The sequence below is a fragment of the Pseudolysinimonas yzui genome (genome assembly GCF_014653215.1).
Taxonomy (GTDB): domain Bacteria; phylum Actinomycetota; class Actinomycetes; order Actinomycetales; family Microbacteriaceae; genus Pseudolysinimonas_A; species Pseudolysinimonas_A yzui.
In genome coordinates, this window is sequence record NZ_BNAI01000002.1 from 257,912 (window position 1) to 283,933 (window position 26,022).

21 protein-coding genes, 2 tRNA genes and 1 other RNA gene are annotated in these 26,022 nt (G+C 68.8%); 15 read left to right on the plus strand and 9 right to left on the minus strand.

The annotated features are described in order from the left end of the window. The first annotated feature begins 135 nt into the window (after nucleotides 1–135). The 5 genes from IE173_RS07070 to IE173_RS07090 all read left to right on the plus strand — a co-directional run bounded on the left by IE173_RS07070 (nucleotide 136) and on the right by IE173_RS07090 (nucleotide 6,422). Nucleotides 136–1,176 carry a substrate-binding domain-containing protein gene (locus IE173_RS07070; RefSeq protein WP_191282758.1) on the plus strand — a complete coding sequence of 347 codons (1,041 nt, stop codon included), beginning with the start codon at nucleotides 136–138 and terminating at the stop codon, nucleotides 1,174–1,176. A 114-nt stretch (nucleotides 1,177–1,290) separates the two neighbouring features. Then, complete coding sequence (locus tag IE173_RS07075; RefSeq protein ID WP_191283032.1) at nucleotides 1,291–2,448, plus strand: Gfo/Idh/MocA family protein; 1,158 nt, start codon at nucleotides 1,291–1,293, stop codon at nucleotides 2,446–2,448. Between the two features lie 33 nt (nucleotides 2,449–2,481). Further along, entirely contained in the window at nucleotides 2,482–3,483 is a 1,002-nt protein-coding gene (locus IE173_RS07080; protein WP_191282759.1) for a sugar phosphate isomerase/epimerase family protein, read from the plus strand. 76 nt (nucleotides 3,484–3,559) lie between these two features. Beyond that, a complete protein-coding gene (locus tag IE173_RS07085; protein WP_229841958.1) occupies nucleotides 3,560–4,852 on the plus strand; it encodes an ROK family transcriptional regulator in 1,293 nt (430 codons plus the stop codon). A gap of 4 nt (nucleotides 4,853–4,856) precedes the next feature. Next, nucleotides 4,857–6,422 (plus strand): helicase HerA-like domain-containing protein, encoded by a 1,566-nt coding sequence (locus IE173_RS07090; protein ID WP_229841959.1) that lies wholly within the window; start codon nucleotides 4,857–4,859, stop codon nucleotides 6,420–6,422. A 6-nt stretch (nucleotides 6,423–6,428) separates the two neighbouring features. Here IE173_RS07090 and IE173_RS07095 read toward each other — a convergent pair whose 3' ends face one another. The 3 genes from IE173_RS07095 to ffs form a co-directional block, all read right to left on the minus strand. Next, a complete protein-coding gene (locus IE173_RS07095; RefSeq protein ID WP_191282760.1) occupies nucleotides 6,429–7,049 on the minus strand; it encodes a hypothetical protein in 621 nt (206 codons plus the stop codon). Nucleotides 7,050–7,132: 83 nt separating this feature from the next. After that, nucleotides 7,133–7,217, minus strand: a tRNA-Ser gene (locus IE173_RS07100). Continuing rightward, nucleotides 7,217–7,313: signal recognition particle sRNA small type (gene ffs / locus IE173_RS07105), an RNA gene on the minus strand. The genes IE173_RS07100 and ffs overlap by 1 nt, the downstream gene beginning before the upstream one ends. Before the next feature lie 75 nt (nucleotides 7,314–7,388). Between ffs and IE173_RS07110 the strand changes: the two genes are divergently transcribed. The 3 genes from IE173_RS07110 to IE173_RS07120 are packed head-to-tail and all read left to right on the plus strand — an operon-like array spanning nucleotide 7,389 to nucleotide 10,791. Next, the gene (locus IE173_RS07110; RefSeq protein ID WP_191282761.1) at nucleotides 7,389–9,398 is read left to right on the plus strand and encodes a DNA polymerase III subunit gamma and tau; all 2,010 of its coding nucleotides are present in this window, start codon (nucleotides 7,389–7,391) and stop codon (nucleotides 9,396–9,398) included. 9 nt (nucleotides 9,399–9,407) lie between these two features. Beyond that, nucleotides 9,408–10,007 (plus strand): recombination mediator RecR, encoded by a 600-nt coding sequence (gene recR, locus IE173_RS07115; protein ID WP_191282762.1) that lies wholly within the window; start codon nucleotides 9,408–9,410, stop codon nucleotides 10,005–10,007. A gap of 22 nt (nucleotides 10,008–10,029) precedes the next feature. Continuing rightward, entirely contained in the window at nucleotides 10,030–10,791 is a 762-nt protein-coding gene (locus IE173_RS07120) for an HAD-IIB family hydrolase (RefSeq protein ID WP_191282763.1), read from the plus strand. 113 nt (nucleotides 10,792–10,904) lie between these two features. Here the strand turns inward: IE173_RS07120 and IE173_RS07125 are convergent, their stop codons facing one another. After that, entirely contained in the window at nucleotides 10,905–11,711 is an 807-nt protein-coding gene (locus IE173_RS07125) for an endo alpha-1,4 polygalactosaminidase (RefSeq protein ID WP_191282764.1), read from the minus strand. A gap of 72 nt (nucleotides 11,712–11,783) precedes the next feature. On the opposite strand from IE173_RS07125, the gene IE173_RS07130 reads away from it, so the two are divergent. From IE173_RS07130 to IE173_RS07160, 7 genes are all read left to right on the plus strand, one after another. After that, nucleotides 11,784–13,079 (plus strand): aspartate kinase, encoded by a 1,296-nt coding sequence (locus IE173_RS07130; protein ID WP_191282765.1) that lies wholly within the window; start codon nucleotides 11,784–11,786, stop codon nucleotides 13,077–13,079. 116 nt (nucleotides 13,080–13,195) lie between these two features. After that, entirely contained in the window at nucleotides 13,196–13,864 is a 669-nt protein-coding gene (locus IE173_RS07135; RefSeq protein ID WP_191282766.1) for a hypothetical protein, read from the plus strand. An 85-nt stretch (nucleotides 13,865–13,949) separates the two neighbouring features. Beyond that, nucleotides 13,950–15,020 carry an aspartate-semialdehyde dehydrogenase gene (locus IE173_RS07140; RefSeq protein ID WP_191282767.1) on the plus strand — a complete coding sequence of 357 codons (1,071 nt, stop codon included), beginning with the start codon at nucleotides 13,950–13,952 and terminating at the stop codon, nucleotides 15,018–15,020. A 69-nt stretch (nucleotides 15,021–15,089) separates the two neighbouring features. Beyond that, a complete protein-coding gene (gene mqo / locus IE173_RS07145) occupies nucleotides 15,090–16,565 on the plus strand; it encodes a malate dehydrogenase (quinone) (RefSeq protein WP_191282768.1) in 1,476 nt (491 codons plus the stop codon). 38 nt (nucleotides 16,566–16,603) lie between these two features. Continuing rightward, nucleotides 16,604–17,620, plus strand: coding sequence for an Rv2578c family radical SAM protein (locus tag IE173_RS07150; protein ID WP_191282769.1), 1,017 nt, complete (start codon nucleotides 16,604–16,606; stop codon nucleotides 17,618–17,620). Nucleotides 17,621–17,660: 40 nt separating this feature from the next. Further along, the gene (locus tag IE173_RS07155; protein ID WP_229841960.1) at nucleotides 17,661–18,368 is read left to right on the plus strand and encodes a response regulator transcription factor; all 708 of its coding nucleotides are present in this window, start codon (nucleotides 17,661–17,663) and stop codon (nucleotides 18,366–18,368) included. Nucleotides 18,369–18,373: 5 nt separating this feature from the next. Continuing rightward, on the plus strand, nucleotides 18,374–19,039 hold the full coding sequence (locus IE173_RS07160) for a thymidine kinase (RefSeq protein ID WP_191282770.1): 666 nt from the start codon (nucleotides 18,374–18,376) through the stop codon (nucleotides 19,037–19,039). A gap of 43 nt (nucleotides 19,040–19,082) precedes the next feature. On the opposite strand, the gene IE173_RS07165 is transcribed toward IE173_RS07160, so the two are convergent. The 5 genes from IE173_RS07165 to IE173_RS07185 all read right to left on the minus strand — a co-directional run bounded on the left by IE173_RS07165 (nucleotide 19,083) and on the right by IE173_RS07185 (nucleotide 25,985). Then, the gene (locus IE173_RS07165; RefSeq protein ID WP_229841961.1) at nucleotides 19,083–19,421 is read right to left on the minus strand and encodes a histone-like nucleoid-structuring protein Lsr2; all 339 of its coding nucleotides are present in this window, start codon (nucleotides 19,419–19,421) and stop codon (nucleotides 19,083–19,085) included. A gap of 256 nt (nucleotides 19,422–19,677) precedes the next feature. Further along, nucleotides 19,678–19,754: transfer RNA gene (locus IE173_RS07170), tRNA-Pro, on the minus strand. A 24-nt stretch (nucleotides 19,755–19,778) separates the two neighbouring features. Further along, a complete protein-coding gene (locus tag IE173_RS07175; protein ID WP_191282771.1) occupies nucleotides 19,779–20,729 on the minus strand; it encodes a metallophosphoesterase in 951 nt (316 codons plus the stop codon). Next, a complete protein-coding gene (locus tag IE173_RS07180; RefSeq protein ID WP_191282772.1) occupies nucleotides 20,726–23,320 on the minus strand; it encodes a transglycosylase domain-containing protein in 2,595 nt (864 codons plus the stop codon). The genes IE173_RS07175 and IE173_RS07180 overlap by 4 nt, the downstream gene beginning before the upstream one ends. Nucleotides 23,321–23,375: 55 nt before the next feature. Continuing rightward, nucleotides 23,376–25,985, minus strand: a complete 2,610-nt coding sequence (locus IE173_RS07185; protein ID WP_191282773.1) for a transglycosylase domain-containing protein — start codon at nucleotides 25,983–25,985, stop codon at nucleotides 23,376–23,378. Nucleotides 25,986–26,022 lie beyond the last annotated feature (37 nt).

A 26,022-nucleotide genomic window follows, 5' to 3' on the forward strand; every position in this document is an offset into this window, starting at 1 on the left:
TCGCCCCAGTTTCCGTCTCAGCACAGAGATGCTAGACGTCTTCTCGGTTCGCTGTTATGTTGTCGTCCACGTCAATTGGGCTCCCCATGGACCCGAAGTGACCACGGCGCAACCATTCCTCAAAGGAGAGACAGCATGGCAAAGCCACGTACCCTAGGCCAGCGATTCGCGATGAGTGCCGGTGTCGGCATCGTCGCGATGGGCCTGTTCGCAGCATGTACGTCCGGGGGAGGCGACTCCGTCGTCGATCAGGGCACCAGCAACGACGAGAACGCGGCGTCGGGTGAGACCGTCGTCATCGGCTTCTCGGGACCGGCCGCCGACCACGGCTGGCTCGGCGCGATCAACTCGGGCGCGATCGCCGCGGCCGAGAGCTTCGACGACGTCGACCTGCGCATCGCGGAGGGCACCAACGACGTGACCGCGCAGATCGCGGCCGTCGAGACCTTCATCAACGAAGGCGTCGACGCGATCGTGCTGCTGCCCAGTGACGGTGCCGCCCTCACCGAGGTCGCGATCAAGGCGATGGAGGCCGGCATCCCGGTCATCAACGTCGACCGCGAGTTCTCGAGCCCGTTCGCCGCGCGCACCACGATCCTCGGTGACAACTACGGCATGGGCGTCAGCGCCGGTACGTATATCTGCGCCGAACTCGGAGGCACCGACGCCATCGTCGCCGAGATCGCCGGCATCGACGCGCTCCCGCTGACGCAGGACCGCACGCGCGGCTTCAACGACGCACTCAGCGACTGCGGCCTCGAGGTCTCGGCGCGTGTCGCCGCGGACTTCACGGTGCAGGGCGGCGAGGCCGTGACCTCGCAGCTGCTCTCGGCCAACCCGCACATCGACGCCATCTGGAACCACGACGACGACCAGGGCATCGGCGTGCTCGCCGCGATCGACGCCGCCGGACGCGACGAGTTCTTCATGGTCGGTGGCGCGGGCTCGCGCAACGCGATGGACCTCATCGCGGCCGACAACTCGGTGCTGAAGGCGACGATCATCTACCCGTCGACTCAGGCGGCCGACGGGATCGCGCTCGCGCGGCTCATCGCGCAGGCCAAGACCGTGGGTGACCTGATCACGCCGAGCGTGCCGAACCGGATCGTGCTCGACGCGCCGGTCGTCACCAAGGACAACGTCGACCAGTTCATCGACCTGGCGTTCGCGTCCTGACCCTGCACTGAACCCCGCTCAGGGCGTCCGTCCCCAGTCGGACGGGCGCCCTGAGCGATCACTACGCTGAAAGCAGTCCGAGGAGAACCAGTGACCGACACACTTCGGGTCGCCATGATCGGCTACGGATTCATGGGCGCCGCTCACTCCCAGGGGTGGCGGGTCGCCCCCCGCTTCTTCGACCTTCCCGCCGAGCCCACGATGGAGGTCGTGGTCGGCAGAGACGCGGCGGCGGTCGCCGCGGCGGCCGACAAGTGGGGCTGGAAAGAGTCGGCCACCGACTGGCGCGAGGTGATCGCGCGAGACGACATCGACATCGTCGACATCGTCACCCCCGGCGACAGCCACGCGGAGATCGCGATCGCGGCCCTCGACGCCGGCAAACACGTGCTCTGCGAGAAGCCGCTCGCCAACACCGTCGCCGAGGCCGAGGCGATGACCGCTGCCGCCGAACGGGCGGCCGCCGGAGGAGCCCGCTCGATGGTCGGCTTCACCTACCGCCGGGTTCCGGCGGTCGCGCTCGCGAAGCAGCTCGTCGCCGACGGGCGCATCGGCGAGGTGCGTCAGGTGCGCGCCGCCTATCTCCAGGACTGGCTGATGGATGCCGAATCGCCGATGACCTGGCGGCTCGACAAGACCCGCGCGGGCTCCGGCTCGCTCGGCGACATCGGCGCCCACGCGGTCGACCTCGCCGAACACATCACCGGGCTGACGCTCTCGGAGGTCTCCGGCATCCTCGACACCGTCGTGCGCGAGCGCCCGCTGCTGGGTGAGGGAATCGGCCTGTCGGGCACGGCATCCTCCGAGCGGGGAACCGTCACCGTCGACGACATCGCGCTGTTCACCGGTCGGTTCGGTGGCGGCGACGGCTACCGACCGCTCGGGATCTTCGAGGCCACCCGGTTCGCGACCGGCCACAAGAACGGGCTCCAGGTCGAGGTTTCGGGTTCCCTCGGCGCGGTGTCGTTCAACCTCGAACGGCTCAACGAGCTGCGGTTCTACGACGCGACGGCCGCCGGCACCGAGCAGGGGTTCCGCACGATCCTCGTCACCGAACACGACCACCCGTACCTCGCCCCGTGGTGGCCGCCGGGCCACATGCTCGGCTACGAGCACGGATTCAGCCACCAGGTCGTCGACTTCGTCGAGGCCATCACCCGGGGCGAGCAGCCTCGGCCGTCGTTCGCCGACGGACTCCACGTGCAGCGGGTGCTCGACGCCGTCGAGCGCAGCTCGCTCGCAGGCAGCTCCTGGCTGCCGACCGTCGCCTGACGGCACCTTCACCGAGAAAGAGAGGCGGAAGCGATGTCGCGACCGATCACCCTGTTCACCGGCCAATGGGCCGATCTCCCGCTCGAAGAAGTCGCGCGCCTCGCCTCCGGCTGGGGCTACGACGGCCTCGAGCTCGCCTGCTGGGGCGACCACCTCGACCCGTGGCAGTGGGACGACCCCGCCTACGTGCAGGGGCGCCTGGACCTGCTCGCGAAGTACAACCTCAAGGTGTACGCGATCTCCAACCACTTGACGGGTCAGGCGGTCTGCGACGACCCGATCGACGAGCGTCACCGCGGCATCCTCCGGGACACCGTCTGGGGTGACGGCGACCCGGAGGGCGTGCGGCAGCGGGCCGCCGAGGAGATGAAGCACACCGCCCGCCTGGCCGCGAAGCTCGGGGTGAAGACGGTCATCGGTTTCACCGGCTCGTCGATCTGGAAGTACGTCGCCATGTTCCCGCCGGCTTCTCAGGAACTGGTCGACGCCGGTTACCAGGACTTCGCCGACCGCTGGAACCCCATCCTCGACGTCTTCGACGAGGTCGGCGTGCGGTTCGCCCACGAGGTGCACCCGTCGGAGATCGCCTACGACTACTGGACGACCGTGCGCACCCTCGAAGCGATCGGCCACCGCGAGGCGTTCGGGCTCAACTGGGACCCGTCGCACTTCATCTGGCAGCAGCTCAACCCGGTCGACTTCATCCTCGAATTCAAGGACCGCATCTACCACGTCGACTGCAAGGACGTGAAGCTGAACCTCGGCAACGGCCGCAACGGCCGCCTCGGGTCGCACCTCGCGTGGGCCGACCTGCGGCGCGGGTGGGACTTCGTCTCCACCGGTCGCGGCGACGTTCCCTGGGAGGCCTCGTTCCGGGCGCTCAACAGCATCGGCTACGACGGCCCGATCTCGGTCGAGTGGGAAGACGCCGGCATGGATCGGCTGCTCGGCGCGCCCGAGGCGCTCGAGTTCGTCAAGCGCAACGCTTTCGCCGCTCCGGCAGCCGCATTCGACGCGGCCTTCTCGACGAAGTGATCTCGGTGCGGGGGGCCCGCGAGATGTCGGGCTGCGGGCCCCTCGCCACCACACCGTCGAATGATGACGTGCGACGGTGACCGACCCACGCCTCCCCATCGAGGCCGGCGGCGCGCCCCGCCGGGTCTCCCCGGGCACGACGCTCGACGACGTGCGCCGCCAGAACCTCTCCCAGGTGCTGCGGTTCGTGCACTACCGCGGTCCGTCTTCCCGCGCCGAGATCACCCGGGCGACCGGACTCAACCGCTCGACGGTCGGCGGGCTCGTCGCGGAACTCGGCGAGCGCGGACTCGTCGTCGAATCGGAGGCCTTGCAGACCCGGCGCGTCGGGCGACCGAGCGCGATCGTGAATCCGGCCGAGACGACCTTCGCCATCACGGTCAACCCCGAGATCGACGCGACCGAGGTGGGGATCGTCGCCCTCGGCGGACGGGTGCTGCGCACGGTGCGCCACCGGCACGAGCGCATCCCGACCTTCCGCGAGTTCGTCAACGTCGTGGCGGCGATCATCGACGGGATGCGACCCGGCTTCGCTCCGGAGTCACGAATCGTCGGGGTCGGCGTCGCCGTGCCCGGGCTGGTGCGTCCCGACGATGCGAGCGTCTCGATCGCTCCCCACCTGGGCTGGCGCGATGCGCCGGTGTCGGCTCTGCTCTCCGAGGCGACCGGCCTTCCCGTGGTCGCCGGCAACGACGCGAACTGCGGGGTGCTGGCCGAGAGCGCCTTCGGGGCGGGTCGCTCCGTCGACAGCGTCGTGTACCTGAACGGGGGAGCGAGCGGCATCGGCGGCGGCATCTCGCTGTTCGGGTCGATCGTCATCGGGCACAACGGGCAGGCCGGCGAGTTCGGGCACACCCTCGTCGACCCCGCGGGGATCGAGTGCCACTGCGGCGCGATCGGGTGTCTCGAAACCGAGGTCAGTCGCGAGCGGCTCATCGCCGCACTGGGGGCCGACAGCTCCGACCTCGACGACCTCGAACGAGCGCTCGCCGCCGCGTGGAGCGATCCCGCGAGCGCCGGCCGTCGCGAGATCGCGCGTCAGATCGCCAGTCTCGGCGTCGCGCTGCGCACGATCGTCAACGCCCTCAATCCGCGCTGTGTCGTGTTCGGCGGCTTCCTCGCGGCGATCCTGCGGGTCGTCGGAGCCGACGAGATCATCCGTGCGATCGGGGCCACGCTGCCCGAGGGGGTGCGCGACCTGACCCTCGTGCCGTCGACGCTGGGGCGCGACAACCTGCTGATCGGCGCCGCCGAGCTCGTCTTCCAACGGCTGCTCGACGACCCGACGATCGTGCTGCCCACCGAGGCCGAGACGGCGCGTCGGCACGGTCAGCGCCCGGGAGCCCCCGCGGTGACGCCGGTAGGCTGACGGCGTGACTGAGCCGGCGCCGACCCTGGGGGCCGGGCCGTTGACTGCGGATGCCGTCGCGGCCGTGCGCACCGGGTACGCCTTCGACGCCCCCGCTCTCGAGATGGGGGCGCTGGTCAACGGCGCCGTCCTGCCCGACGTGCCGGTGCGCATCCCGTTGGCGATGGTCACCCGCCACGGTCTGGTCGCGGGCGCCACCGGAACCGGCAAGACGAAGACGCTCCAGGTGCTCGCCGAACAGCTGAGCGCCGCCGGGGTGCCGGTGTTCGCCGCCGACGTGAAGGGCGACCTGTCGGGAATCGCGACCGCGGGAACCGCCGACGACAAGCTGCGGGCTCGAACGGCGAGCATCGGGCAGCCGTGGCAACCGCAGGCGGCGCCGACCGAGTTCTTCAGCCTCGGCGGTCTCGGCGCCGGCATCCCGGTGCGCGCCACCGTCGAACGCTTCGGCCCGGTGTTGCTGGCCAAGGTGCTCGGCCTCAACCCCACCCAGGAGTCGAGCCTGCGGCTCGTGTTCCATTACGCCCGCAAAGCCGGGTTGCCGCTCGTCGACCTCGCCGACCTGCGTGCCATCGTGAGCCATCTGGTGAGCCCGGCCGGCAAGAAGGAGCTGGCCGAGCTGGGCGGGTTGTCGAAGGCCACCGCGGGCGTGATCCTGCGCGAACTGGTCACCTTCGCGGATCACGGCGCCGACGTCTTCTTCGGGGAACCCGAGATCGAGGTGAGCGAGTTCCTGCGCCTCGCCCAGGACGGGCGCGGTGTCGTGAGCCTGCTCGAGGTGTCGAGCGTGCAGGACAAGCCCGCCCTGTTCTCGACCTTCCTCATGTGGCTGCTCTCAGAGCTGTACCGCACGTTGCCCGAGGTCGGCGACCTGCGCCAGCCGAAGCTGGTGTTCTTCTTCGACGAGGCGCACCTGCTCTTCCGGGATGCCTCGAAAGACTTCCTGGCGGTCGTCACCCAGACGGTGCGGCTCATCCGCTCGAAGGGTGTGGGCATCTTCTTCGTCACCCAGACCCCGAAGGATGTTCCGGGCGACGTGCTGGCCCAGCTCGGCAGCCGCGTGCAGCACCAGTTGCGGGCTCACACCCCCGACGACGCGCGAGAGCTCAAGGCGACGGTGTCGACCTACCCGAGTTCGGCGTACGACCTGATCGAGGTGCTCACGACGCTCGCGATGGGCGAGGCGATCGTGACGGTGCTCAACGAGGAGGGCGCACCCTCGCCGGTCGCGTGGACGCGGCTGCGAGCGCCGCAGAGCGCGATGTCGCCGACCCCGCCCGAGCGGATCGAGGCCACCGTTCGGGCCTCGCCCTTGCTCGCGCGCTACGGGACCCCCGCCGATCCGGAGTCGGCGCACGACATCCTCGCCGCGCGGGCACCGGTCACCCCGGAACCGGTCACCCCGGAACCGGTGACGCCCGAGCCGGAGATCGCGGAAACCGTCGCCGAACCCGCGGCCCGCCGCGCGACCAACAACCCGCGCCGCGCCCGCACGAAGCCGTCCGGAGGCCGCCGACGCACGACGATCATCGGCGTGATCGTCGAGAAGTTGTTCGGTCGCGCGCGCTGAACCGCGTCACGCCATGATCGGCATGCCGAGGAGCACCATGACTCCGACGGCGACCGCGATGGCGGCCGCGATGCAGGCCGCGAGGAGCCCGGCCATGAGCCAGGGGCGGTTCTCGAACCAGTACGCGCTCCCCGGGTAGGCAGCGAAGAACTCGGGGAACGACATCGGTTCCGGCGCGATCCGCACGGGAACCGGGAGCGCCTCCGCGACCCTCATGAGGTCGGCTTCATGCCAGAAGGTCCCCCGAAGCCGGTAAAGCCGCTGTCCTTCGGCGTCGCGCACGAGCAGTTGCGGCACCGTCTCCGGAGACTGGCCGACATAGACCGGCACGATGTCGACCGTCGCGATCCTTTCGAGCGGCACGCGCACCATCGGGCTGAAGATCCCGCGCCCGCGCAGTTCCCCGTCGGCGACGACGGTGTCGACCGTGAGTTGCCGCCACAGCAGGGCCAGCGCTGCGACGACGACGATCGCCTGCATGAGGCCGACCCACGCCGCCTGGCCGCGCGGGATCGCGAACCAGTACAGCACCGCCGAGACGGGGATGAGCACCACGAGGATCGAGATGAGGGCGGACACCATGAGCGAGCGGCGCGGCACAATGCGCACGATCTCGGCGTCCGTCACGGGCGTGCTCTCCCTGATGAAAACCCGCCTCTTGAGCGGGTGGTGTACGGGGTGGCGGTGGTGCGTTCGGTGCGGGATTTCAGCGGAGGATGGGGGATTCGAACCCCCGAGGGCTTTCACCCAACACGCTTTCCAAGCGTGCGCCATAGGCCACTAGGCGAATCCTCCTGAAGGACTCTCCGCGCACCCGTCAGAGCCCGGTTACCCTTGCTACGTTTCCGTCCTGGGGGAGTTGGCCTGGATGGCGCCACGCGGAGAGCCGTCTGCCAGTGTAGGGCCTCAACCCGGGCGCCGGTACGCGGGCAGGAGCACGTCAGCTGCGACGACTACTCTCGTACCGTGGTCACCGCCCTCTATCGCCGCTACCGGCCGGAGACGTTCGCCGAACTGATCGGCCAGGCGCAAGTGACCGATCCGCTGCGCACGGCTCTGCGCACCGACCGGGTCAATCACGCCTACCTCTTCTCCGGTCCGCGCGGCTGCGGCAAGACGACGAGCGCCCGCATCCTCGCCCGCTGCCTGAACTGTGCGGAAGGGCCGACCGATACCCCGTGCGGGACGTGCGCATCGTGCGTCGAGCTGGCGCGCGACGGCGGCGGGTCGCTCGATGTCGTCGAGATCGACGCGGCTTCGCACAACGGCGTGGATGACGCGCGCGACCTGCGCGAGCGTGCGGCCTTCGCCCCCGCCCGCGACCGGTACAAGATCTTCATCCTCGATGAGGCGCACATGGTGACGCCCCAGGGGTTCAACGCGCTGCTGAAGCTCGTCGAGGAGCCCCCCGAGCACATCAAGTTCATCTTCGCCACGACCGAGCCCGAGAAGGTCATCGGCACGATCCGCAGCCGCACCCACCACTACCCGTTCCGTCTGGTGCCGCCCGCGCAGATGCTCGACTACGTGCAGAAGATGTGTGCCGACGAAGCGGTCGAGGTCGAAGGCGGGGTGCTGCCGCTGGTGGTGCGGGCCGGAGGCGGCTCGGTGCGCGACACGTTGTCGCTGCTCGACCAGCTCATCGCGGGATCCGACCCTTCGACAGGCTCGGGGACCGTCATTCTGGGGTACGAGCGCGCGGTGGCGCTGCTCGGCTACACCCACGGCGCCCTGCTCGACGAAGTCGTCGACACGATCGCGGCACGGGATGCCGGGGCCGTCTTCGGGGCGATCGACCGGGTGATCCAGACCGGGCAGGATCCGCGTCGGTTCGTCGAAGACCTGCTGGAACGGCTGCGCGACCTCATCGTCGTGGCGGCGACCCGCGACGGGGCATCGGCCGTGCTGCGCGGCGTGCCCCTCGACGAGATCGACCGGATGGCGGGGCAGGCGAGCGCTTTCGGGGCGGCAGAGCTCTCCCGGGCGGCGGATGTCGTCAACACGGCGCTCACCGAGATGACCGGTGCCACCTCGCCGCGGCTGCACCTGGAACTCATGGTCGCGCGTCTGCTGGTGCCGGCCGCCGACGAGACCGATCGCGGGGCGCTCGCCCGCGTGGAACGTCTGGAGCGGCGGATGGGCATCGACGAGCACCCGTCGATGCGCGCGGTGCCCGACCGCCCGGCGGTCGAACCCGTCGACATCCGCAGCGCCCGCAAGGCGAAGGAAGAGGCATCGCCGGAACCGCGGGACGAGGAGCCCGTCGACGACATCGAAACCGGGGTCGAAACCCCGCCGCCCGCCGAGATCTCCGCGCCCGAGCCGGCTTCGCCGGTCACCCTGCATCAGATCAAGGATGCCTGGCCCGAGATCCTCGAGATCGTCAAAGACTCGAAGCGCAACGCCTGGATGGCCCTTGCCGCCTCGACGCCTCGTGCGTTCGCCGGCGACGTGCTCACCGTCGCGTTCGCGACCGAGGCGGATGTCGCGTCGTTCAAGCAGCCGCAGAGCCCCGGCGAGAGCGTCAGCGAGCAGTTGCGCGGCGCCATCCACCAGGTGCTCGGGGTGCGCGTGAAGTTCCTCGCCCGGCACGAGGCCGAGTCTCCGCGCGTCGAGGAGCGCCCGGCGCAGCCGGAGGCGTCGCAGAACCCCGCCGACGAGAACCCGCTTCCCCCGGCCCCCGAGTGGAACGTGGTGCAGATCCCCTCGAGCGAGCCCGTGCTGCCGGTGCCCGCTGTGTCCGAGCCTGCGGCATCCGAGCCTGCTGCACCGGCCGAACCGGATGCGCCCGTCGAGCCGCCGCCCGCTCCCGCGACGAGCGTCTCCGAGCGCCGCGCGCCGCAGCATCACACCGCCGACGGCAAGGCCCGCTACGGCGAGGCGGTGGTGCGCGAGATCCTCGGCGCGAGCTTCATCGAAGAGCAGACCCTGCACCCGGCGGATCCGCCGCCACCGCTCGACTCCCTCGACGACTAGGAGCCCGGCATGTACGAGGGCATCGTGCAGGAGCTGATCGACGAACTCGGTCGGCTGCCCGGCATCGGGCCGAAGTCGGCGCAACGCATCGCCTTCCACATCCTGCAGACCGAGTCGTTCGACACGAAACGGCTCGCGCAGATCCTCATGGATGTGCGCGACAAGGTGCGGTTCTGCTCGATCTGCGGCAACGTCGCCGAACAGGAGACCTGCTCGATCTGTCGTGATCCGCGCCGCAGCCCGGCGACGATCTGCGTCGTCGAGGAGGCGAAGGATGTCGTCGCGATCGAACGCACCCGCGAGTTCCGGGGGCTGTACCACGTGCTCGGCGGGGCGATCAGCCCCATCGACGGCATCGGACCCGACGACCTGCGCATCGCATCCCTGGTCAAGCGGCTGGCGGACTCGACGGTGACCGAGGTGATCATCGCGACCGACCCGAACCTCGAGGGCGAAGCAACGGCCACCTACCTGACCCGTCTGCTCGTGCAGCCCGGCCTGCGCGTGACGCGCCTCGCCTCGGGGCTTCCCGTCGGTGGCGACCTGGAGTACGCCGACGAGGTCACGCTGGGCCGTGCTTTCGAGGGCCGGCGTACGGTCGAGGCCTGATCCCCTGGCAAGCTGGTCTCCCGTGACCCTTTCTCCCGTGCGTCTCGTGGCCTTCGACCTCGACGACACCCTCGCCCCATCGAAGTCGCCGGTCGACCCGCGCATGGCGGAGCTACTCGTGAAGCTGCTCGGTGCCGTCGAGGTGTGTGTGATCTCGGGTGGGCAGTTCGGGCAGTTCCAGAGCCAGCTGGTCGACAATCTGCCGCTCGACCACCCCGAGGCGCTCGCGAGGATGCACCTCATGCCGACCTGTGGAACCCAGTACTTCCTGTTCCGCGACGGAGCGTGGGTGCGGCAGTACGCCGAGAACCTCACCGACGAGCAGAAGCGGGCCGCGCTCGCGGCCGTCGAGTCGGAGGCGAAACGGCTCGGGTTCTGGGAGACCGAGACGTGGGGCCCCATCCTCGAAGACCGCGGCTCGCAGATCACCTTCTCGGCGCTCGGGCAGGCCGCTCCGGTGGACGCGAAGAAGGCCTGGGACCCGACGGGCGAGAAGAAGAACGCCCTGCGCGCCGCCGTGCAGCAGCACCTCCCCGACCTCGAGGTGCGCTCCGGCGGGTCGACGAGTGTCGACATCACCCGGCGCGGCATCGACAAGGCTTACGGCATGGCCCGCCTCTCCGAGCTCACCGGCATCCCGTTCGAGCAGATGCTCTTCGTCGGCGACCGTCTCGACCCCGATGGCAACGACTTCCCGGTGATCGCGCTCGGCATCCCGACCCGTGCCGTCGAGGGCTGGGAGGACACCGCCGAGGTCGTCGAGGAGTTCCTCGCCGCTCGCTGACTCAGCGCCCGCTGAGCACCGTTCCGTACGACTCTCCGAGCAGGAGGGCGCCGATCCGGCGTGTCGGTCTCGAGCGGTGCTGACCGGGCGTCGGGCCGCGCATCCTGCGCGGGTCAGCAACTCGTGAACACGTATCCCGGATCGTCAGGAGTCGTCAGGTCGAGGTCGCGCAGCACCGCCGTGCCGACGGCGGCACACGCGGCGGGGAGGTACTCGGCGGAGTACTCGATGTCGAACACCAGGTCGCCGTAGGCGTCGGTGTAGTCGGCGCACTCGTCGTATCGCGCGCACTCCTCGGTGATCGCGAAGTCGAATCCCACCTCGTCGCGCAGTCGCTCCGAGTCCCCTGCCTCGTTCTTCTGCGCGATCGCCAGGCCCAGCGAGTGGGCGACCCGCGCGTATGCCGCCGCGAGCGCGATGTTGTTCTCGATCGTGAGCCGTCCGTCGGAGCGGGTGTACGAGTCGAGGTTGTCGATCTCGACGGCGTCGAACCCGCCGGTGAGGCACGACGCGACGACGGTGCCGAGCAGCGCCGCGATCTCGTCGCGTTTCGCGTGCGTGGAGGTGTCGAGCAGGTACTCGTCGGGCCACCCCGGATCGACGAGCGGTGAGCCGTCGGCAACCCGCAGCACGAGCGTCGGATGCTCGGCCACCCAGTGATCGCCCTCGCCGGGCTGCGTCTGGAATCCGTTGACGTAACAGATGTCATAGACGCCCTCGCCGACCGACGCGTCGGTCGCATCCCGCGCGACGACGGTGACGCCCTCGGGCGGGTCGTAGCCGCCCCCGAGCTGGTAGTCGAACGCGGCACCCGCAGGGGGCAACCGGATGTCGGGGGCCTCTGTCGCGGGGACGCACCCGGCGAGCGTGACGAGGGCCGCAATCGCACCGACGACAGTGAGGGCAGGCCGGTGGGACACAGCCCCATTCTGGCGCGGCTAAACTTCCCTCGGGCCGCTCGCCCGACATCCTCTCTTCCCTGGAGCACCACCGTGAGCCTCATCGTGCAGAAGTACGGGGGATCGAGCGTCGCCGACGCCGAGAGCATCAAGCGGGTCGCGAAGCGCATCGTGCAGACCCGCCGGGCCGGTCACGACGTCGTCGTGGCGGTGTCGGCGATGGGCGACACGACCGACGACCTCATCGACCTCGCCCATCAGGTGACGCCGCAGCCCGATCCGCGCGAGATGGACATGCTGCTCACCACGGGGGAGCGCATCTCGATGGCGCTGCTCGCGATGGCGATCAAGAGCATGGGTCTCGACGCCCGGTCGTACACCGGCAGCCAGGCCGGCATGATCACCGACGACCGTCACGGGTCGGCCCGCATCGTCGACGTCACCCCCGGCCGGGTCCGTGAGGCGCTCGACGACGGCGCCATCGCGATCGTCGCCGGGTTCCAGGGCTTCAACCGCGACAGCAAAGACATCACCACGCTCGGCCGCGGCGGGTCGGACACCACAGCGGTGGCGCTCGCCGCCGCCCTCGGCGCCGACGTCTGCGAGATCTACACGGATGTCGACGGCGTCTTCAGCGCCGACCCGCGGATCGTGCCGAAGGCGCACAAGATCGACAGGGTGACGAGCGAGGAGATGCTCGAGCTCGCGGCCGCGGGAGCGAAGGTGCTCTACATCCGCGCCGTCGAGTACGCCCGCCGGCACGGCGTGACGCTCCATGTACGGTCGAGCTTCAACAACAACGAGGGCACCTGGGTGCTGCCGACCGAGCAGCACGACGTGCAGCAGAGCAACCCGAAGAAAGGGGAGTCGGTGGAAGAGCCGATCATCACCGGTGTTGCCGGAGACCTGAACGAGGCCAAGGTCACCGTCGTCGGGGTTCCCGACGTGCCCGGCAAGGCCGCCGAGATCTTCACCATCGTCGCCAAGACCGGCGCGAACATCGACATGATCGTGCAGAACGTGTCGGCTGCCGCGACCGGTCTCACCGATATCTCGTTCACCCTGCCGAAGGCGGATGGCGAGAAGGTCGTCACCGCCCTCAACAGCGAGCAGGCAGCGGTGGGCTTCGAGGCGCTCCAGTACGACGACCAGATCGGCAAGCTGGCCGTCGTGGGCGCCGGCATGCGCACCTCGGCGGGGGTGTCCGCCCAGCTCTTCCGCGCACTGTCGGAGGCCGGCATCAACATCGAGATGATCTCGACCAGCGAGATCCGCATCTCGGTCGTCACCCGCGCCGACACCCTGCATCACGCGATGCGGGTCGTGCACGAGGCGTTCGGTCTCGACGCCGACAGCGAAGCGGTCGTGCACGGCGGCACCGGCCGCTGACGTCGTCCCCCGGACTGGGGCCCCGGCTTCGATGAGAGTGCTCTCACCTTCGGGGCGCGGCCCCGAAGTGCGTGGTTAGTGTGACAACACGCTCATCGAATCGGGGGGTTCGCAAGATGAAGGGTTCTCTCGCCGTCGCGCTCGCGACCGGCACGCTTGTGGTTGTCGCGTACGGGGGGTTCGCGATGGCCGTCGAAGCCGAGGACCCGGGCGATCCGGTCGCGGCCATCACCGCGACCGTTGAGCCGGATGAGGTGTCGGGTGAGGAAGCGTCGGACGACGTGCCCTCACCCGACGCCCCGGCCGACGAGAACGGCCTCGTGTGTGTGCTGGTGCCGATCGAGTCGGAGCCGGTCGAAGGCGATGCCGAATCCGAGTCGACGGAGTCCGAGTCGACGGAGTCCGAGCCGACCGAAGGCGAGCCGACCGAGACCGAGCCGTTGAGCATCGAGCAGCTGCTCGAGGTGAACACGATCGAGTGCAGCGGAACGGGCAACGAGCGCAGCTCCGAAGTCGCCCTGGTGCCCCGCTACCTCGCGCACTCCGACGAGTTCACGGGTGCCGAGAAGGGCGCCGCGATCTCCGCATGGGCCAAGACCCACGCGAACAAGAAGTCGAAGTCCGAGGACGACGACGCTCCGGTCGACGACGTACCGGTCGACGACGGCGAGGAGACATCGGGGGATGACTCTGCACCGTCGAACGGTGAACCGGCGTCGCCCGGACGATCCGGGGACGCACCCGGTCACTCCGGCTCGCAGCCCGGCAACGGGCACGGGCGCTGATCCGCGGGATCACGTGCCGCGCGGTGGCGCTCGGGGGAGCCTGCCGCGCGGCACGTCGCCGCGTGCGCGGCTAAGCTCTCGCCTCATGAACACCAACGGATCGCGGCCGGACGGCCTTCGACTCGGCGTCGTCGGCGCCACCGGACAGGTCGGCGCTGTCGTGCGTCGCCTCCTCGAGGAGCGCAACTTCCCGATCGCCGAGATCCGGTTCTTCGCGTCGGCGCGCAGCGCGGGCACGACCCTCCCGTTCCGCGGCGACGAGATCGTGGTCGAGAACGCCGAGACCGCCGACCCGTCGGGGCTCGACGTCGCGATCTTCTCGGCAGGCGCGACGATGTCGAAGGTGCAGGCACCGCGTTTCGCGGCAGCCGGCGTGCTCGTGATCGACAACTCGAGCGCGTGGCGCATGGATCCCGACGTTCCGCTCATCGTGAGCGAGGTCAACCCGCACGCCCTCGACGAGGCGAAGAAGGGCATCATCGCCAACCCGAACTGCACGACGATGGCCGCGATGCCGGTGCTCAAGGTTCTGGATGCCGAGGCCGGCCTCGAACGCCTCATCGTCAGCACCTACCAGGCGGTCTCCGGCGCGGGGCTGGCCGGCGGCGAGGAGCTCGCCGAGCAGGCGCGCGCCGCGACGGAGCAGGACCTCCTCGGTCTCGTGCATGACGGGGATGCCGTGAAGCTTCCGGCGCCCGTCAAGTTCCCGAAGAACATCGCCTTCAACGTCGTGCCGCTCGCCGGCTCGATCGTCGACGACGGCCTCGGTGAGACCGATGAGGAGAAGAAGCTCCGCAACGAGAGCCGCAAGATCCTCGAGCTTCCCGACCTGCGGGTCTCGGGAACCTGCGTGCGGGTGCCGGTCTTCACCGGCCACTCGCTGTCGATCAACGCCGAGTTCGCCCGTCCGCTCAGCCCCGAGCGCGCCACCGAGCTGCTCTCGACGGCTGCCGGGGTGCAGCTGATGGACGTTCCGACCCCGCTCGACGCCGCCGGCGCCGACCCGAGCCTCGTCGGGCGCATCCGCACCGACCAGAGCGCCCCCGAGGGCCGCGGCCTGACGTTCTTCATCTCGAACGACAACCTCCGCAAGGGCGCCGCTCTCAACGCGGTGCAGATCGCAGAGCTCGTCGCCGCGCGCCTCCCCGTCGGCTGACGACAAGGTGGCGGGTCACTCGAGGCGCAGCGAACGAAGCAGGCCCCGTCGGCTCGGTAGACTCGTCGGGTGACTGAACCCCTCGACGTCGCCCTCATCGGCGGCGGGGTCATGAGCGCCACCCTCGGAACCCTGCTGAATCAACTCGAACCCACCTGGAAGATCGCGATCTTCGAACGCCTCGGCGGCGTCGCTCGCGAGTCCTCCGATGCGTGGAACAACGCCGGCACCGGCCACGCGGCCCTGTGCGAGCTCAACTACACGCCCGAACGCGACGACGGCACGATCGACATCGCGAACGCGGTGAAGGTCAACGAGCAGTTCCAGGTATCGCGACAGTTCTGGTCGTACCTCGTCAGCGAGGGGCTGCTGCCGGAGCCCAAGAGCTTCATCAACCCCGTTCCGCACATGAGCTTCGTCTGGGGTGCCGACAACGTCGCCTACCTGAAGAAGCGGTACGAGGCGCTGAAAGACCACCCGCTGTTCGCGGGCCTCGAGTACTCCGAAGACGCCGCTGTCATCCGCTCGTGGGCGCCGCTGCTCATCCCGGGTCGGCGCAAGGATCAGCCGATCGCGGCCACCCGCATCCCCTCGGGAACCGACGTCGACTTCGGATCGCTCACCCACATCCTCATCGACGGTCTCGTCGACAAGGGCGCGTCGCTGCACCTCAACCACCGCGTCACCGGCCTGCGCCGGTCGCGCCGCACCGGCCTGTGGAAGCTTCGGGTGAAGCACGACGTCGGGTCGACGCCGAAGGAGTTCACCGCGCGGTTCGTGTTCGTCGGCGCCGGCGGCAACGCCCTCAACCTGCTGCAGCGCTCCGGCATCCGCGAGATCCGGGGGTACGGCGGGTTCCCGATCAGCGGGCAGTTCCTGCACACCGACGATCCCGCTCTCGTGCGCAGGCATTCGGCGAAGGTGTACGGCAAGGCGTCCGTCGGCGCACCGCCGATGTCGGTGCCGCACCTCGACACCCGGGTCATCGACGGGCAGGCGAGCCTGCTCTTCGGCCCCTACGCCGGCTTCTCGACGAAGTACCTTAAGACCGGGTCGTACCTCGACCTGTTCGCGGCGCTGCGCTGGCACAACCTCTTCACCTTCATCGGGGCCGGGCTCAAGAACCTGTCGCTCGTCTGGTACCTCGTCACCGAGGTGCTCGCGACCCGCGCCAAGAAGATCCGCGCGTTGCAGCAGTTCGCGCCGACCGCCGACGGCAAGGACTGGCGCCTGATCACCGCCGGGCAGCGGGTGCAGATCATGAAGCGCGACGCCGACGGCAAGGCCATCATCCAGTTCGGCACCGAAGTCGTCGCCGGCGGTGACGGCACGATCGCGGGGCTGCTCGGCGCCTCGCCGGGTGCGTCGACCGCCGTTCCGATCATGCTCGACGTGATCGCGAAGTGCTTCCCCGGGAAGAAGAATGCCTGGCGTCCGCAGCTCGAGGCGATGATCCCCTCCTACGGCGGCACCCTGTCGAGTGACCCGGCCGTCGCGCAGTCGACGTTGTCGCGTACCGCGGAGGCCCTCGGCATCCCCGCCTGACCCTTGCCATCGGTTCGAACGTATGTTCGAATGTGGGGATGCGATGGAGTGGGCAGGCGGTCGGGGCCGAGAGCGCCGCGGCGCTGCCCGGGCTCGGCACCCTGCGGGGGCTCGTGCGCTCCGTGCAGACCCCCGAGTTCGCCGGCATCACCTTCCACGAGGTGCTCGCCAAGTCGGCGCTCAACCAGGTTCCCGGCTCATCGAACGCCCTGCCGTTCGGCTGGACCATCAACCCCTATCGAGGCTGCTCGCATGCCTGCGTGATGTGCTTCGCCCGGCAGACCCACACCTACCTCGACTTCGACGCGGGCCGTGACTTCGATTCCGAGATCGTCGTCAAGATCAACGTCGCCGAGGTGCTCGCGAAGGAGCTCGCCCGTCGGTCCTGGGGGCGGCATCCGGTGGCGCTGGGCACCAACACCGACCCCTACCAACGCGCCGAAGGCCGCTATCGGCTGATGCCCGCCATCATCGAGGCGCTCGCCGCCTCGGGCACGCCGTTCAGCATCCTCACCAAGGGCACGCTGCTGCGCCGCGACATCCCGCTGCTGCAGCAGGCGGCCGAACGCGTGCCGGTCGAGGTCGCGATGACGATCGACATCTTCGACGCGGGCCTGCGTGAATCGATCGAGCCGGGGGCGCCGACCACCGAGGCCCGGCTGGCCACCGTGCGTGCGGTACGGGATGCGGGCCTTCCCTGCGCTGTGTTCCTGATGCCGGTGTTCCCCTACCTCACCGACTCCGTCGAGCATCTCGACCGCGCTCTCGCCGCGATCGCCGCCACGGGTGCTCAGTCGGTGGCCTACTCGGCGCTGCACCTCAAGACCGGCGCCCGGGAGTGGTTCTTCGCGTGGCTGGCGCGCGAGCACCCCGAACTGCTGCCCCGATACGGGCGGTTGTACCCGATGCGACAGGTCTACGCGCCTGCCGGGTATCGGCGGTGGCTCGCCGCCCGCATCCGGCCGATGCTGCGTTCCTACGGTCTCGATCGCCCGCGTCCCGAGGCGCCCGCGCCCCCGCCCGCGGCGGCCGGGATCCAGCCGACACTGTTCTGACGTCGAGACGATCGGCAGGGTTGAGCCATAGGCTTGTTCGGTGAGCACCATCGAGCATCGACCCGAATCGTCGGCGCTCCCGGCCGGCGGGCGCAGCGCTGGGCACGCCAGTGCCGCCGTGCGACTCGCCATCCTCGATGACCACGAGGTATTGCTCGACAGCCTCAGCAGCTGGATCAGCGCCAACGCCACCGACTTCGAGGTCGTGCTGATGGCACCCACCTGGCTGCAACTCGTGCACAGCCCGGCATTCCCCACCGACCTGGTGTTCATCGACTTCCAACTCAAGGAGCCGATCTCGATCGAAGCGCGGGTGCGCACCTGCCGGGCCGCCGGGGCCAAGGTCATCGTGCTCTCCAGCGTCGACACCCGGGAAGCCCGCGAACGCGCCCTCGCCGCCGGGGCCGCCGCCTTCCTGTCGAAGTCGCTCAGCATGGCGGCCGTCATGGAGACCGCGCGCCGCGTGATGGGGATCCAGAGCGACCCCGCCGCGCGAGTGTGGCGCCCCGCTCCCGGCGGGCAGGCGGCACGTGACCGGCCGAAGCTCAGCCCCGGGGAGGCCGAGGCGTTGCGGCTCTACGCGACGGGGTACAGCACCTCGGAGGTCGCGACGCGCATGAATGTGCAATATGAGACCGCGAAGACCTACCTGAGACGGGTGCGCGAGAAATACGCACGCGTCGACCGTCCCGCGAGCAAGAAGGCGGATCTCATCCGCCGTGCCGCGGAAGACGGATACCTCGAGTAGCGCGAATGGCGAAACTGTATTTCCGCTACGGGGCGATGAACTCGGGCAAGAGCACCGCCCTGCTGCAGGCGGCCTACAACTACGAGGAGCGCGGGCAGCACGTGCTGCTCGCCAAGCCGGCGATCGACTCCAAGGGTGAAGCGGCGATCGTCTCGCGCCTCGGGGTGTCACGACCCGTCGACTTCACGATCGCCCCCGACGAAGACGTGCTCGCCGCCTTCATGACCCATCGCGAGCAGGTGATCCGTGAGACCGGGTCGGATGTCGCGTGCCTGCTGCTCGACGAGGTGCAGTTCCTCGGCGAACAGCAGATCGACGACCTGTTGCGCATCGCCATCGACGAAGACGTGCCGGTGCTGGCCTACGGCATCCGCACCGATTTCCAGACCATCGCGTTCCCCGGCAGCCGTCGGCTGCTCGAGATCGCGCACTCGCTCGAAGAGCTCAAGACGATCTGCCGCTGCGGGCGCAAAGCGATCTTCAACGCGCGAACCGTCGGAGGTGCATTCGTCTTCGACGGGGATCAGGTCGCCATCGACGGCGTCGACGTGACCTACGAGTCGCTGTGCGGCGCCTGCTACCTCGAAGAGTCGGGCGGCGTGCTCAACCGCGGCTGGCGGCCCAAGTACGACTTCTCGTACCGCTCAGGGCCCGACACCGACTTCAGCTGACCCTCGGTGGTCGAGTAGCCGCGTAGCGGCGTGTCGAGACCCGTCAGTGCGCGCGCTCGTAGGCCTCGCGCACCTCGGCCGAGATGCGACCGCGGTCGCCGACCGCATAGCCGTGGCCCTGCGCCCAGGAGCGGATGGCGGCGAGCTCGCCGCTCGCGTTGCGGCTCGAGCGACGAGGGCTTGAGGTGCCCCGCGTGCCGGCGACGGAACGGCCGGCCGAGATGAAGGGGGCAAGCGCCGCCCGGAGCCGCTGAGCGTTCGCCGTCGAGAGGTCGATCTCGTACTGGCGGCCCTCGAGGGCGAAACGAATCGTGGTGCCGTTACCGGATTCGAGCACGGTGCCGTCGAGATCGTCGACCAGCTGCGTGATTTGCTTCTTCAATTTGTTTTCCCGCCCATCTGAGGTTTCCAGATCCGGGGATTAGTTTAGCGGCCTATTCACTAAGCGTGGAAAGGCTGTGTGCAATACGTGACGCGGAATCGCGATGCGATTCCGCTGGGTGGCGTCGGGGTACGCCCCGACGTGCACGGCCGTCACGCCGCCGGAGGCGGCGCGCCGGAACCGGCAGCGGGGGCCCGGTAGTTTCCGCGGAACGAAACGTGGAGAGGGCCGCCCCGTCGGGCGGCCCTCTCCACGTTGGTCGGGGTAACAGGATTTGAACCTGCGGCCTCGTCGTCCCGAACGACGCGCGCTACCAAACTGCGCCATACCCCGTTACTGCGTTGTCGCGGCAACCTGTCAAGGATAGCCGACCGGAACCAGGGTGAGCACCACGGCTTCGGGCGGGCAGGCGAAGCGGACGGGCGCGTAGATCGAGGTGCCGAGGCCCGCGGAGACGTTGAGCAGCGCCGAACGACGCTGCCCGTTCCAGACCGAGAGGCCCTGGGCCTGGCGGTGCGGGATGTCGCAGTTGGTGACCAGTGCGGGGAGGCCGGGGATGCGCACCTGCCCGCCGTGGGTGTGTCCGGCGAGGATGAGGTCGGCGCCCTGGTTGGTCAACGCGTCGAGCACCCGGCGGTAGGGGGCGTGGGTGACCCCCAGCTTGAGCACGGCGTGAGCGTCGGCATCCCACTCGACCTCTTCGCGCAGCGCCTCGATCGCGCCGGGCAGGGTGTCGAGCCGGTCCCAGCCGCGGTGGGCGTCACCGGTGCCGAACAGTTCGATCCGGTGACCGCGGAACTCGAGCGCCCGCGCGGTGTTGTTGAGGTCGAGCCAGCCGAGGTCGTCGCCGAGGAACGCGTTGAGCGCACCCACGTCGAGATCGGGCTGCTGCTTCTTCTTCCTCGACGGGCCCCCGAAGTACGAGAACGGATTCTTGAGCACCGGGCCGTGATAGTCGTTCGACCCGTGAGCGAAGACGCCCGGGATGCCGTGGAACGGTTCGAACGCACGACGGATGCCGACCAGCCCCTCGGCGTGTCCGAGGTTGTCGCCGGTGTCGACGATCAGGTCGGGCTCATAGCGCGCCAGCGACCGCACGAAGTCCTGCTTCTTGCGCTGCCACGGCGCCATGTGCAGGTCGCTGAGATGCAGGATCGTCAGCGACCGCGCCCCGGGCTCCAGGATCGGCAGCACCTCGTGGCGCACCGTGAAGCGGGTGCGTTCGACGAACACGCCCCAGGTGAGCGCCCCGAGTGCCGCGGCGGTCGTCGCTCCGAGGACGACGCCCGCCGCGCGCACACGGGTCATGGACAGATCGGCCGGTAGTAGCTGATCGTCACCGTGGTACTCCCGGGGTTGCGCATCGCGCCGCCCGGCGGATCCTGTGAGGTCACGTTGTCGACGGCCGGCGGTGGCAACGGATTGCCGAGATCTTCGTCGTCGACGCACACGGCATCGACGTTGAAGCCCGCATCATCGAGCGCGTCCTCGGCGTCGTTCCTCGACATCCCCACGACGTTCGGTACCGGTTCGGCGAGGCCGTTACTGGTGAAGACCCGCACCGTGGTACCCCGCGGCACGCCCGAGCCCACAGCGGGATCGGTCGCGGCGACCTGGCCGGCGGGGAGGTCGGAGTCGATGTCACCACCGTGCTCGAAACCGAGTTCGGCGAGCTCGATCGCGGTCTTCGCCTGCTCGAGGGTGCTGCCGATCACGTTCGGCACCTCGACCGGCGATCCAGTGAGCAATGCGGGGTCGGGCCCGGGGAATGCGCCGCCGGGGTAGACCGCGTCGATCGCCTGAGCGATCGGTCGGAAGATGCGGTGTCGTAGCAAGCCACCACTTGTGCCGTTGACGCGGATGTTACGCATCGCCTGCTTGCCGGTGATGTTGCCCACCCAGACCGCGGTCGCGACACGGGTCGAGGAGCCGACCATCCAGGTGTGAACCGACTCGTCGGTCGTTCCCGTCTTGCCGATGTACGGGGTGCCGTCGTTCGGGTTCGATGCCGAACCGGTGCCGCCCATCACCGCGGCCATGGCGTAGGCGGCGGTGTTCGCCACCCCAGGGGAGACGAGCGGCGACTGCCCGCACTCCTGCTTCTGCCCGGGCTGCGAGTTTCCCGTCGGGTCGATGACCGCGTCGATCATGATCGGCTCGCAGAAGATGCCCTGGTTGGCGATGGCGGCGTATGCCGCCGCCTGGGTGAGCGGGGCGATGTTGTTCTCGCAGCCACCGATCGAGCAGGAGGGCCGCGTCATGAGTCGTTCGGCGCCGCTCGCGTCATGCACACCGATCGAGTCGGCGATCTTCGCGATGTCGCACTGGTCGACGGCCTTCGCCATCTGGATGAAGATCGAGTTCACCGACCCGGCGGTGCCACGCACGATGTTGTACGAGCCCGACTCGTTCGAGTCGTTGCGGAACTTGTAGATGCCGCCCCACGGCGGGCCCTGAAGAACACCCTCGGCGTTGTAGTACGGGTCACACGTGTCGGTGAATTCCGCCTGGTTCACCTCGCGGATGCTCGCGTTGTACGACTCATTGACCCCGTGGCCGGCGGCGAGGAACGCGAGCAGCACGTACGGCTTGTACGTCGACCCGGGCTGGAACCCTTGGGATCCGCCGTGAGCAACGTCGGAGGCGAGGTTGACGGCGTTGGTGTTCTGGGGGTCGGCGGGTTCGAGGGAGTCGTCGAAGGTCTTGTTCTGGGCCATCGTCAGGATCTTGCCGCTGCCGACCTCCACCGATGTGGCGACGGCACCGAGCGCGAACCGGGTCTCGTTGGACGGAGCCCACTGATGGACCGTGCTCCACGCCGCGGCCTGCAAATCGGGGTGGATGGTGAGCACGAGTTGGTAGCCGCCGCGGTCCCACGCCTGCTCACGCTCTTCCGCGCTGCCGCCGAGTGCCTCGAGTTCATCGACGACGTGCAGGGCGTAGTCGCAGACGTAGCCGTAGCCCTGCAAGGCGCTCCGGCACCCGACCGATGACGGCGACGGGAGCACGAAGTTCTCATCGACGGGGATGGCGATGGCCTCGTCGCGCTCCGCCTTCGTGATGCAGCCGTAGTCCTCCATCGCGGTGAGGATCACGTCGCGGCGATCCTGGTTGGCCGCGTAATGCTCGGGATCGCTGAGGTCACGCAGGTTCGGGTACTGCACGATCGCGAGGAGGCTCGCGGCCTGGGCGATCGTGACATCTGCTGCGTCGACGCTGAAATACTGGTTCGCGGCCGCTTGTACACCGTAGGTGTTGCCCCCGAAGCCCGCGATGTTGAGGTAGCCCTGGAGGATCTCGTCCTTCGTGTAGTTCTTCTCGAGCCCGATCGCGAGCTTCATCTCCTTGATCTTTCGATCGAGGGTCGGGTCGAGGGCATCTTGGATGGCCTTCTTGCGCGCCTCCTCGGTCAGGCTGTCGTCGTTGAGCGCCTGCTGCTGGAGGATGTTGCGCACCGTCTGCATGCTGAGCGTCGAGGCACCACCGGCCCCGTCGTCTCCGGTGACCTGGCCGATCGCGGCGCGCACCAGCGACGGCAGGTCGACCCCGCCGTGCTCATAGAAGCGGCGATCTTCACCGGCCACCGCGGCGCATTCGAGGTAGTCGCTGATCTCATCCAGCGTCTTCTCTTCACGGTTCTGCTTGTAGATCGTCGCGACGTTCGTCAGGGTGCCATCGGCGTTGCGCACGGCGATCGTGTTCTGCTGGCTGCCGGGGTCGAGCTGGATGTACTCGGGCAACGAGTTGAAGATGCCGACGGTGTTGCTGGCCGTGACGCCCGTGACAGCGATGGCGGGGGCGATCATGACGGTCACGAGAACACCAGCGAGGGCACTGAACCCGAGGGTTCCGAGGATTGCCGTGAACAGACTGGTGGCCGTCGTTTTCTGGGCGGGCATAGCGTTAGGGTACGCGATGGGTCCGGTCAGGAACCTGAAGGAAGCCCCGGAACGCTCAGGGACAGATCGGCCGGTAGTAGCTGATCCTCACCGTCGTGCTCGCCGGGTTGCGCATGGTGCCGCCCGGCGGATCTTGCGAGGTCACGTCGTCGACCGTGGGCGGTGGCAACGGGCTGCCGAGGTCGGAGTCGTCGACACACACCGCGTTGACGCCAAAACCTGCGGCGTCGAGCGCGCTCTCCGCATCACCCCTTGACATTCCGATGACGTCGGGCACCGGCACGGCGAGCCCGTTGCTGGTGTAGACACGAACCGTCGCACCGCGGGAGACCGCCGTGCCCGGCGCGGGGTCGGTGGCCGCGACCTGACCGGCAGGGAGGTCGGAGTCGATGTCGCCGCCGTGCTCGAAGTTGAGCTCGGCGATTTCGATGGCCCGCTTCGCCTGCTCGAGGGTGTGGCCGATGACGTCGGGCACGTCGACCGTGGTGCCGGTCAGCAACGCGGGGTCGGGACCGGGGAACGCGCCACCGGGGTAGACCACGTCGATCGCCTGAGCGATCGTCTTGAAGATCCGGTGCCGGAGCAGACCGCCGCTCTGGCCGTTGACGCGCACATTACGCATCGCCTGCTTCCCGGTGATGTTGCCGACCCAGACGGCGGTCGCGACCTGCGTCGAGGAGCCGACCATCCAGGTGTGCACCGACTCGTCGGTCGTTCCGGTCTTGCCGATGTAGGGGGTCTTGTCGTTCGGGTTCGACGCCGAGCCGGTGCCGCTCATGACGGCGGCCATCGCGTGAGCCGCGGTGTTCGCGACGCTCGGCGACACGAGCGACTGGCTGCAATCCTTCGCCTGGCCCTCGTGCGTCTCGCCGGCCCGGTCGATCACGGCGGCGATCATGATCGGCTCGCAGTAGACGCCGCCGTTGGCGATCGCCGCGTAGGCGGCCGCCTGGGTGAGCGGCGCGATGTTGTTCTCGCACCCGCCGATCGAGCAGGAGGGACGGGTGACGAGGTCGTGCCCACCCGCGTCGTGCACGCCGATCGACTCGGCGATCTTCTTGATGTCGCACTGGTCGACGGCCTTCGCCATCTGGATGAACACGGAGTTCACCGACTGCGCGGTGCCCCGCTCGATCTTGTACGACCCCTGCTCGTTCGAGTCGTTGCGGAACTTGTACTTTCCGCCCCAGGGCGGAGCGACCACGTTGCCGCTCTCGTCGGTGCGGGGCTCGCCGTTGGCCAACAGGGCCGGGCCGCAGCTGTCGGCGAACTCCGCCTGGTTCACCTCGCGGATGCTGGCGTTGTACGACTCGTTGAGGCCGTGCCCGGCCGCGAGGAACGCGAGCAGCACGTACGGCTTGTACGTCGAGCCGGGCTGGAAGCCCAGCGACCCACCATGGGCGAGGTCGGCGGCGAGGTTGACGGCGTTCGTGGTGAGCGGGTCGGCGGGGTGAAGCGAGTCGTCGAAGGTCTTGTTCTGCGCCATCGTGAGGATGTTGCCGGTGCCGACTCCGACCGAGGTGGCAACGGCGCCGAGATCGAAGCGGGTTTCGTTCGAGGGCGCCCACTGATGGACGGTGTTCCAGGCCACGGCTTGAAGGCCGGGGTCGATGGTCAGCACGAGCGTGAAGCCGCCGCGGTCCCAGGTATCCTGTCGCTCTTCCGGGGTGCCACCGAGTGCGCCGAGTTCGTCGACGACGTGCAGTGCGTAGTCGCAGATGTACCCGTATCCCTGCGACGCGTTGAGACATCCCACGGTCGACGGCTGGATGTTGACGAACTCCTCGTCGACCGGGATGGCGAGCGCCTCGTCGCGTTCCTCGGCGGTGATACAGCCGTACCCTTTCATCTCCTTGAGGATGACGTCGCGGCGGGCCTGGTTGTCGGCGTAGTTCTCGGGATCGTTGAGGCTGCGCGAGTTCGGCTCCTGCACGATGGCGATGAGACTCGCAGCCTCGGCGATCGTCAGGTCCGCCGCGGACTTGCCGAAGAACTCCTTGGCCGCCGCCTGCACGCCGTAGGTGTTGCCGCCGAAGCCCGCGATGTTGAGATACGCCTGGAGGATCTCATCCTTCGTGTAGTTCTTCTCGAGCCCGATCGCGAGCTTCATCTCTTTGATCTTGCGGTCGAGGGTGGGGGCCAGCGCGGCCGCGATCTCCTCGTTCTTCTCGTCCTGCGTCCACTCGTCGTTGTTGAGCGCTTCGTGTTGGAGGATGTTGCGCACCAGCTGCATCGTCAGGGTCGAGGCACCGGAATCGCTGGTATCGGTGATCTGACCGATGGCCGCACGCACGAGGGAGGGCAGGTCGACCCCGGCGTGCTCGTAGAAACGGCGGTCCTCGCCTGCCAGAGCGGCGCACTCGAGGTCGTCGTCGATCAGGTCGAGACCTACCTCTTGGCGGTTCTGCCGGTAGATCGTCGCGACGGTGGTCAGCGTCCCGTCGGCGTTGCGCACGGCGATCGTGTTCTGCTGGCTGGCGGAGTCGAGCTGGATGTACTCGGGCAGCTCGTTGAAGATGCCGACCGTGTTCGTCGCGGTGACGCCGGTGACAGCGATGGCGGGTGCGACCAGGATGGTCACGAGAAAACCGGCGAGTACGCTGAACCCGAGGGTTCCGGCAATGGCCCTCAGAAGACTCGTCGCCGTCGATCTCTGGTCCGCCATATGGTGAGGCTACGTCACGGAATACGCCGCGAACCTG